This is a genomic window from Brevundimonas sp. TWP2-3-4b1 (genome assembly GCF_049897665.1).
In the GTDB taxonomy this organism is placed as follows: domain Bacteria; phylum Pseudomonadota; class Alphaproteobacteria; order Caulobacterales; family Caulobacteraceae; genus Brevundimonas; species Brevundimonas subvibrioides_B.
The window spans coordinates 1-9,636 of record NZ_JAFCWQ010000042.1 but is presented as its reverse complement, the minus strand read 5'-3'; the positions used below and the strand labels follow the sequence as shown (position 1 = coordinate 9,636).

Sequence of the window (9,636 nt, the reverse complement as noted above, 5' to 3'; positions counted from 1 at the left end):
CCACGCTCATCTCGCGCGCGGAAATCGCCCGGACGCAGGCCGTGACGCCGGAACTTGTCGTAGAGGGTCTTGCGGGGAATCCGCAGGGCGTCGGTCATGGCGACGATGTCGCCCGCGTGGCGATGCAACGCCTCCTCCAGCACCGCCTTCTCGAACCGTTCCAGCCGGTCGACCAGGCCGGCCCCCGCGTCTTCGGTCGAGCCGAAAGCGGCTGGTGGGTCGATATCCAGCGCGACCCGGTCGGCGAAATGCGCCAGCTCCCGCACATTGCCCGGCCAGTCATGCTCGATCAGGGTGCGCCGGACGGCGGTGCTCATCGGCGGAGGCGTCCGCAGGCGATCGCCGGAGGCCCGCGCCAGAAAATGCGCGAACAACAGGGGCACGTCCTCGCGCCGCTCCCGCAGCGGCGGCACCCGCAGCTTCAGGACGTTGAGACGGTAGTACAGATCTTCGCGGAACTGACCGCGCTCGACCGCGCGCTTCAGGTCCACCTTGGACGACGCGAGAATCCGCAGGTCCAGCTGGCGCGGGCCTGACGCGCCCAGAGGCTGAATCTCACGTTGTTCCACGACCCGAAGAAGGGCCACCTGGGCGGACATCGGCATGCTCTCGATTTCGTCGAGAAACAGCGTGCCGCGGTGGCTTTGTTCGATCAGGCCGACGCGGCGTTTGACGGCGCCCGGAAAGGCGCCCGGCTCATGGCCGAACATCTCGCTCTCGATCAGGCCGGCGGGCAGGGCGCCGCAGTTGATCGGCACGAAGGGATGGACGCGCCGGCGGCCGCTGTTGTGCAGGGCGCGGGCGACGACCTCTTTGCCCACGCCGGTCTCGCCCTCAATCAAGACATCCATTCCGGCGTCCGCGACTTGTTCGATGACTGTGCGCAGGCGGGCGATCGCCGGGCTTGACCCCAGCAAGGGCAGGTCCGGGGTCGCGCGACCGACCTCCGCCGCCAGGGCGCGGTTGTCGAGCACCAGTCCGCGCTTCTCCAGCGCCCGGTTGAGGCTGTCGGACAGCCGGCCGAAGTCGAACGGCTTGGCCACGAAGTCGTAGGCGCCGTTGCGCAGGGCATCGACCGCGTCGGCGATGTCGCCGTGGCCGGTGATCATCACGACCGGCAATCCCTCGTCGAGCGCCTGAAGCCGCGCCAGCAGGCCGCGACCATCCATCCCGGGCATGCGCAGGTCGGAGACGACGACGCCGGGATAGTCGGCGCCCAGCACCTTCAACGCGGCCTCGGCCGAGGCAAAGGCCTGCACCTCCAGATCCTCAAGCTGAAGCCGCTCCAGCAGGGCGCTGCGGAAGTCATCGTCGTCGTCGATCAGGGTGACGCAGCGAGGGCGGGAGAAGTTCACGCGGCGGCCTTCAGGGCTATCACGAACCGGGCGCCGGACTTGCCCGGACGCAGGCTGAGTTCGCCGCCGAAGCCGGCCACGATGTCGCGGCAGATGACGAGGCCGAGGCCCAGTCCTGCCGCCTTGGTCGTGACGAAGGGGGTGAACAGCGCCGCCGCGATGGCTGGATCGACGCCGGGCCCGTTGTCGCTGATGACGATCTCGACGCGACGCCCCTTGCGGGCGACGTCGATGGTCAGTCTGGGTTCGGGCGTTCCGGCGTCGGTCATGGCCTCGAAGGCGTTCTGGGCCAGGTTGACGATGACCTGCTCCAGCCGGATCGGCTCGGCCTGAACCTGAAGATTGCCCGAGCCGGTCCGGACCAGCTCGACGCCGCCTTCGCGCAGCCGCCCGCCGATCAGCAGGAGTGCGCCGTCGATGGCGGCGGCGGGCGAGACGGAGGAGATCCCTTGCGTGCTCTTGCGCGAGAAGGCGCGCAGTTCGTCGGTGATGGCGCCGATGCGGCCGGTCAGTTCGGCCACGCGACCCAGGCTGCGACGCGCGGACTCGGGGTCGTCGCGATCAAGATAGGCGCTAGCCGTATCGGCATGGGTGCGGATGGCGGCGACCGGTTGGTTGATCTCGTGGGCCACGCCGGCGGCGATCTGGCCGAGGGTAGCCAGTTTGTTGGCCTGGACCAGTTCCTCACGCAGCACTTCGCGGCTGGCCTCGGCGCGACGGCGCTCGTCGATCTCGCGGTTCAGCTGGCCGTTGGCGGCACGGAGCTCAAGGGTGCGCTCATCGATCCGGCGCTCGAGCTCGGCGCGGGCGCGTTCCTCGGTCTCGGCGCGCGCCATGGCCTGTTGGCGCCGGCGCAGCAGAACGCCTGCCCCGCCGGCGAGCAGGGTGATCAGGAGCCCTGCGACGGCCCGGGCGCTCATGACGTTGGCGACAATGGCGCCGCCGATCGGATCCAGCAGATGCAGGGTCCAGCCGGGCGTGTCCGTCCCGGTGTGGGCGAGAATCCACTCCGCCGACGGTCCGCCTACGGCGGCGCGTACGATCCGATGCGTGCCCGTCGCCTCGCTGTCGAACGGCAGAGGCGCCAGCGCCTGGCCGCTCAGGGTCTGGTCGGCCAGGATCTCCTTGCGCTCGGCGGCGGTCAGGTCGCGACTACGGCGGAACCGCCATTCCGGCACGCTGGTGACCAGGACGACGCCGCGGGAATCCGTGACATAGGCAGGCTCGCCGGAGCCGCGCCAGTCGGCTTCCAGAGCGTCGAACTCGACCTTGACCACGACGATGCCGATCGGCGCAGCCGCGGTTCCGATCCGGCGGGCGAGGTAGAGGCCGGGGCGTCCGCTGACCGTGCCGAGGGCGAAGAACTCCGCCGCCCCGTTCTGCATTGCGCCTTTGAAGTACGGCCGGAAGGCGTAGTCCGAGCCGACGAAACTGGTGGGCTCGCGCCAGTTGCTGGCGGCGCGGGCGACGCCGTTCCGGTCGAGCACATAGATGGCGGAGGCGCGGGTCTGGGCGGCGAGGGCTTCCAGCTTGGCGCTGACGACGTCGGCGGCCTGGCGCCCCGGGCCGGCAACGAGGCCGACCACCTCGGGGTCCTGCGACAGGACAACGGGGAGGGAGCGGTGCTTCTCCAGTTCGCTGCGCAGGACGGCGGCGTGGAGGACGGCGGCGGCGTCAGCCTGACGGGCAAGGTCCGCCTGGGCGTCGCGGCGGGCCAGTTCTCCGGCGGCGGTCATGGCCAGTCCGCAAGCGACCAGCCAGCACAGCAGCAGGACCAGCCACGGCCGGGAGGACCGGGTGGAAACGAGACTGCCGAGTCGATCGAGCGGGGACGCCGTCATTTGGCGAGCATGCGGAATTCCGCACAGAAAGACCATATCAATGGCTGGGTTTTCGGCCAAAATTCAGATGACGGCTAAAGAAATGCATATGAAACAGTGGCTTGAATGCGCACAATGCGGGTTTGGTCCTGATCTGGATTGCGGCCAGACTGGGGCCTTGGGACACGGCGTCAGACCGTGGGGAAACAGCGCGACCACGGTCGCAGGGGGGGACGGATGCAGCTCACGAGCGATCCAGGTCACGCGTCCGGCGCGCCTCGCGCATGGTATCGCCACCTGTACGTCCAGGTTCTGGGCGCGATCCTGCTCGGCGGGCTGATCGGACATTTCTTCCCGGCGTTCGGCGAGAGCCTGAAGCCGCTGGGGGACGCCTTCATCAAGCTGGTGAAGATGGTCATCGCCCCGGTGATCTTCCTGACCATCGTCACCGGCATCGCCGGCATGCGGGACCTCGGCCGGGTCGGCCGGGTCGCGGCCAAGGCCTTCGCCTACTTCCTCGTCTTCTCGACCCTGGCCCTGATCGTCGGCCTGGTCGTCGGCAATGTCGTCCAGCCCGGTCGCGGTCTGAACATCGATCCCGCCACGCTGGATGCCGGGGCGGTGGCCCAGTATTCGACCGCCGCGCACGAGACGACCATCATCGGCTTCCTGCTGGGCGTCATCCCCGACACCTTCGCCAGCGCCTTCTCCACCGGCAATATCCTTCAGGTCCTGTTCGTCTCGGTCCTGTTCGGCATCGCGCTGGCGTCGGTCGGCGACCTCGGCAAGCCGGTCCTGACCTTCCTGGAATCGGTCAGCGCGGCCTTCTTCAAGCTGGTGGCCATCGTGATGAAGGCGGCGCCGATCGGGGCGTTCGGAGCCTTCGCCTTCACCATCGGCGCCTATGGCATCGGGACGATCGCCAACTTGATCGCCCTGGTCGCCACCTTCTACCTGACCGCCGCCATCTTCGTGATCGGGGTGCTGGGCGCGGTCGGGATCGCCAACGGCTTCTCGATCTTCAAGCTGATCCGCTATCTGAAGGAAGAGTTGCTGCTCGTGCTCGGCACCTCCTCCTCCGAGGCGGCCCTGCCCAGCCTGCTGCAGAAGATGGAGCGCGCCGGGGCGTCCAAGTCGGTCGTCGGCCTGGTCGTGCCCACCGGCTATTCGTTCAATCTGGACGGCACCAACATCTATATGACCATGGCCGCCCTGTTCATCGCCCAAGCGCTGAATATCGATCTGACCCTGGAGCAGCAGGTCCTGCTGCTGCTGGTGGCCATGCTGTCGTCCAAGGGGGCGGCCGGAATCACGGGGGCCGGCTTCATCACCCTGGCCGCGACCCTGGCCGTCGTCCCGACGGTGCCGATCGCCGGCATGGCGCTGATCCTCGGCATCGACCGCTTCATGAGCGAGTGCCGGGCTCTGACCAACTTCATCGGCAACGCCGTGGCGACCCTCGTGGTGGCGCGCTGGGAGGGCGAACTGGACCGCGACGCCCTGCGCGAGGCCCTCGACGGCTCTCCGCGACCGCTGGCCGCCCAACCCGATCCGGCCGCCGGACCGGGCGACGACCTCGTCATCGCCCGCGACTGACTTTTCACGTGCCTGAAAACAAAAAAGACTTTGGGAGGATGAACATGAACACCAATAGGACCGCGATGCTGGCGACCACCGCCGCAGCCGCCCTTCTGAGCCTGGCGCCCGCCGCCTGGTCCGAGACGCAGACCCAAGCCCCGCAGACCCCCGCCCCCGTGCCCTCGTCGACCCAGCTGTCTCAGGCCGCCCAGTCGATCTCCGACCAGGCGGAGCAGAACGGTGACGACGCCTCGTCGGTCGATGACATCGTCGTCGTCGGCTCCCAGATCCGGGGCGCGGACGTCACCGCCGCCCTGCCGGTCACGGTGCTGAGCGAGGAACAGATCCTGGCCACCGGCGCCGTCAACGGCGACGACCTGCTGCGGTCCATCCCCCAGATGGGCGACGTGCTGTTCTCGGCGGCCAACAACCCCCAGACCTCGAACGCGGCGCGTGGCGACGTCAACTCGGTCAACCTGCGCTCGCTGGGCGTCGGCAACACCCTCGTCCTGCTGAACGGCCGCCGCATCGTGCAGCACCCGACCAGCCAAGGCACCTCGGACACCGGAACGGTGCCGGTGCTCTCCTACAACTCCAATGCCATTCCGGTGACCGGCCTTGAGCGTCTGGAGGTCCTGCTGGACGGCGCGGCCGCCATCTACGGCGCCGACGCCGTGGCCGGGGTGGTCAACACCGTGCTCCAGGACGACTTCGACGGGCTGAAGATGAGCGCCCAGTACGGCGGTGCCGAGAGCACCCACCTGAAGGAGTTCAATCTCGGCGTCTTTGCCGGCAAGGACTTCGATCGTGGCAATATCTCGGCCTACATCGACTACACGGACCGTGCGGCCCTCCGCGCCGAGGACCAGGAGTACACGGCGACCGACAACCTGCGCTTTCTGTTCGCGGGGAATGAGGCCTTCGCCTCCAGCCTGACGCCGGACTTCCGCAACACGCGCGGCGCCTGGGGCAACTTCGCGGTCGTCGGGGCGACCACGGCGATCCGTCGCGGCACGACGTCCCTGACCACAGCCGCCGGCGCCTTCCACATCCAGCCGACGACCCTGACGGGCTGTCTGGTTCCCAATGCCAATGACGCCAACATCTGCCTGGGCTCCGGCGCCCTGAACTTCAACGGCGTCCAGCGCGACCTGCGCTTCGACACCGCGCCCGGCACCACCATCCTGCCCGACACCCAGCGTCTCAACGTCTTCCTGCAGGGCCACTACGACATCAACGACAGCGTCACCGCCTTCGGCGAGCTGGGCTACTATACGGCCGACACCCAGCGGATTCAGCCGCCGGTGATCAATCTGAACACCCTCACCATCCCGACGACCAACTACTGGAACCCGTTCGGCCCGGTGACCTTCGCCAACGGCCAGGTGAACCCGAACCGGATCTCGGGCCTGACCAATGTCCCGGTCACCGGCCTGGCCATCACCCTGAACCAGTACCGCTTCGTCGACGCCGGCTATCAGAAGGTCAACGTCACCAACTATCAGGCCCGCGCCCTCGGCGGCCTGCGCGGCGAATGGCGCGGATGGGACTGGGAAACCGCCCTGGTCTATTCGGAAGCGCAGGCGACCGATGAATCCCTCGCCGTGAACACCCAAGCGCTGCAGGCCTCGCTCGCCCTGTCGACGCCCGACGCCTACAACCCGTTCAGCGGCGGTTGCATCGCCCAGACCAGTTACGGCGACTGCTCGCCCAGCTCCCAGGCCGCGATCGACGCCATCAGCTTCACCCTGAAGCGCGAGAGCCGCACGACCCTGACGATGTACGACTTCAAGGTCTCGCGCTCCCACCTGTTCAGCCTGCCGGCCGGCGACGTCGGCGTGGCCTTCGGCTTCGAGGCGCGCAAGGAGACCCAGAACGACGACCGCGATTCCAACCTGGACGGCTCCAACCCGTTCCGCGACACGGTCACCGGCGCGGTCACCCTGTCGAACGTCATCGCCGTCAGCCAGAACCCCGACACCCATGGCGAGCGTTCAGTGACCTCGGCCTATGTCGAACTCGCGATCCCGGTCGTCTCGCCGGAAATGAACATCCCGCTGGTGCATAATCTGGAGTTCCAGATCGCCGGCCGGGCCGAGCACTATTCGGACTTCGGCGACGTCGCCAAGCCCAAGGTCGCGGCCGCCTGGGACATCGTCGACGGCCTGCGGATCCGGGGTTCCTACTCGGAAGGTTTCCGCGCCCCGAACCTGGAACAGGTAAACACCGCCACCTACGGCCGCCTGTCGACCAACCCCGACTACATCCGCTGCGAGGCGGATCTGCGGGCCCGCCGGATCGCCACCTTCGGCGCCTGTTCGCGTTCCATCGGCGCCTCTCTGCTGGTCTCCGGCAACCCGGACCTCGAGCCGGAAGAGAGCCAGAACCAGTCCTACGGCGTCGTCTTCCAGCCCCAGTTCATTCCGGCGGAGTGGGGTGACTTCACCTTCACGGTCGACCGCTGGCGCATCCAGCAGGAGAAGATCGTCGGCCTGTTCGGCGGTGCGAACGCGGTGGTCCTCGACTACGCCGAGCGCGTCCAGGGTCGTTCGAACCCTCTCGTCACGCGCGCGCCGGTCAACGCCGACGACATCGCCCTGTTCGCCGGTACGGGCCTGACGCCGGCGGGTGTGATCACCTCGATCAGCGACCGGTTCGTCAACCTGCTGCCGCAGGATGTCGAGGGCATGGACATCGGGTTCAACTGGCGTCTGAGAAACACCCCGCTCGGCAGCTTCCGGGTCAATATCGACGCCGCCAAGCTGATCAAGTTCGGTCGTGAAGCAGGTCCGGCGGTGGACGCCCTGTATGCCGCGCGCGCCGCCGGGACCATCAACGCCGCCACGCCGCTGCCCGACTCCAGCAACCTCCTGGCCCAGAATGGCCGCCCGGAATGGAAGCTGTCGGGTTCGGTGACCTGGAGCCAGGGTCCGTGGCAGGTCGGCGCCTTCACCCAGTATATCTCGGCGGTGAACGATACGAACCTGCTGGACGCCACCGGCAACGCCTGGGAGGTCGACAGCCAGGTGACCGGCAACCTTTATGGCCAGTACGAGTGGGAGGAAAACAGCGGCTTCGCCTCCAACAGCCGCATCCGCTTCGGCGCCCGCAACATCACCAACGAACGTCCGCCGCTGTCGTCCTCGGGCTACCTCGGCTCGCTGTATCGCCCCTATGGTCGCTACTGGTACGTGTCGATGGCCAAGGAGTTCTAGGCGATTGCGACGGATGGGGACGATGGGTTCTGTGTTTTCGACCCCCCTCCTTTTGACAGGAGCCATCGCGGGCCTGAGCTGGATAGGGGCGGGCGTTCTGCCCGCCTCGGCCCAGGCCATCGCACCGGAGCCGGCCGAGTGCCCGGCCAGCCTGCCTGAGGGGACCACCTGTTCCTCGGGTCGGTCGCCGGACGGAGCCTGGTTCTGGATCGCCCGGCCACGCGACTGGAACGGAACCCTGATCGTCCACGCCCATGGCGGCCCGCGCACGGCCGAGCCCCTGCGCAACGACCCGGTCGAGGATCTCGAACGCTTCTCCGTCATGGTCAACGAGGGCTACGCCTGGGCCGGCTCGACCTATCGCCGGGGCGGCTATGGCGTGCGCATGGCCGCGCGCGATACCGACGATCTGCGCCAGATCGTCTGGGACGCCTTCGGCAAGCCGAAGCGCACCCTGCTTCACGGCCAGTCCTGGGGCGGCAATGTCGCGGCCAAGGCGGCGGAGCTCTATGCTGTCTCGGCCGACGGCGAGCGCAACTATGACGGCGTCATCCTGACCAGCGGCCTGCTGGCCGGCGGCACGCGCGGCTACGCGTTCCGGGCCGACCTGCGCGCCATCTACCAGTTCTACTGCCGCAACCACCCGCGCCCGACCGAGACGCAATACCCGCTCTGGCAGGGTCTGCCCGAGGGCGCCGCCATGCCCCGCGCCGACATCGCCGCCCGGGTCGAGGATTGCACCGGCCTCAGCCTCGCCCCCGAGGCCCGCACCCGCGCCCAGGCCGACGCGCTGAGGAACATCCTGTCGGTGGTGGGCGTCACGGCGGACAGTCTGGTCTCCCACCTCGCCTGGGGCACCAACCTGTTCCAGGACATGGTCTGGGAACGGCTGGATGGCGGCAATCCGTTCTCCAACGCAGGAACGACCTATCAGGGCTCGGACAACGATGTGGCCCTGAACCAGGGCGTCGAGCGGTTCGAGGCCGATCCGGCGGCTGTCGCGGCCCTGGCCTATGACGCCGACCTGACCGGCGCCATCGTCCTGCCCACCCTGACGCTGCACGCCCGTTACGACCCAACGGTCTTCGTGGAGCACGAGGCGATCTATGCGCAGACGGTCGCCGGGGCCGGGCGGTCGAACCTGCTGAGCCAGGTCTTCACCACCGAGGCCCTGCACAGCCAGCTCAGTCTCCCCCAGTACGCCGGCCTGCTGATCGCCATGACCCGCTGGCTGGATACGGGCGAGAAGCCGGATGCGCAGGATGTCGTGGAAGCGTGTCAGTCACGGGCGGAGACCTACGGTCAACCCTGCCTGATCGACCCGGACTTCGTGCCGACGCTTCCGAACTAGACGACTTCCCTTCTCCCCTTGCGGGAGAAGGTGGCCGAGCGAAGCGAGGTCGGATGAGGGGTGACTCCGGGCCTTACCGGTGAGGGTTGGTTTAACGCGGACTTTTCGACTTCATGAGTCACCCCTCACCTGACCGCGCAAGAACGACGGCTTCGCCGTCGTGCGCGATCTCCCCCTCCCGCAAGGGGAGAGGGGTCGCTAGTGGAATGATCGGGACATAAGAGTCTGAGGTGGGATTCCCCGGGGCGTGGCGTCGTGCGAGTCTGCGGGATGCGTACAGGCGTCACCGTGCATCTGAGCCCGACCGATCGTAAGCG

At 67.9% G+C, this 9,636-nt stretch carries 5 protein-coding genes; 3 read left to right on the top strand and 2 right to left on the bottom strand.

Annotation, left to right across the window (positions count from 1 at the left end; all coding sequences use genetic code 11):
* Both ACP7A5_RS17435 and ACP7A5_RS17430 read right to left on the bottom strand, forming a co-directional pair.
* A partial coding sequence (locus tag ACP7A5_RS17435) for a sigma-54-dependent transcriptional regulator (RefSeq protein WP_426043088.1) occupies positions 1-1,355 on the bottom strand: 1,355 nt, incomplete at its 3' end.
* Positions 1,352-3,196: a sensor histidine kinase gene (locus ACP7A5_RS17430; protein ID WP_426043087.1), complete on the bottom strand. Its 1,845-nt coding sequence runs from the start codon at positions 3,194-3,196 to the stop codon at positions 1,352-1,354. The genes ACP7A5_RS17435 and ACP7A5_RS17430, both read right to left, overlap by 4 nt.
* A gap of 216 nt (positions 3,197-3,412) precedes the next feature.
* Here ACP7A5_RS17430 and ACP7A5_RS17425 point away from each other — a divergent pair, with 216 nt between their 5' ends.
* From ACP7A5_RS17425 to ACP7A5_RS17415, 3 genes are read left to right on the top strand one after another with little or no spacing between them, the layout of a single operon-like run.
* Positions 3,413-4,771: a dicarboxylate/amino acid:cation symporter gene (locus ACP7A5_RS17425; protein WP_426043086.1), complete on the top strand. Its 1,359-nt coding sequence runs from the start codon at positions 3,413-3,415 to the stop codon at positions 4,769-4,771.
* 44 nt (positions 4,772-4,815) lie between these two features.
* Complete coding sequence (locus ACP7A5_RS17420; protein ID WP_426043085.1) at positions 4,816-7,968, top strand: TonB-dependent receptor domain-containing protein; 3,153 nt, start codon at positions 4,816-4,818, stop codon at positions 7,966-7,968.
* Positions 7,969-7,990: 22 nt separating this feature from the next.
* Positions 7,991-9,319 carry an alpha/beta hydrolase family protein gene (locus ACP7A5_RS17415; RefSeq protein WP_426043084.1) on the top strand — a complete coding sequence of 443 codons (1,329 nt, stop codon included), beginning with the start codon at positions 7,991-7,993 and terminating at the stop codon, positions 9,317-9,319.
* The last annotated feature ends 317 nt before the right edge of the window (positions 9,320-9,636 follow it).

Excerpts from the sequence above, each read along its gene's own strand:
- ACP7A5_RS17430 (WP_426043087.1), bottom strand. The coding sequence starts at position 3,196 with ATGACGGCGTCCCCGCTCGATCGACTCGGCAGTCTCGTTTCCACCCGG.
- ACP7A5_RS17425 (WP_426043086.1), top strand. The coding sequence starts at position 3,413 with ATGCAGCTCACGAGCGATCCAGGTCACGCGTCCGGCGCGCCTCGCGCA.
- ACP7A5_RS17420 (WP_426043085.1), top strand. The coding sequence starts at position 4,816 with ATGAACACCAATAGGACCGCGATGCTGGCGACCACCGCCGCAGCCGCC.
- ACP7A5_RS17415 (WP_426043084.1), top strand. The coding sequence starts at position 7,991 with ATGGGTTCTGTGTTTTCGACCCCCCTCCTTTTGACAGGAGCCATCGCG.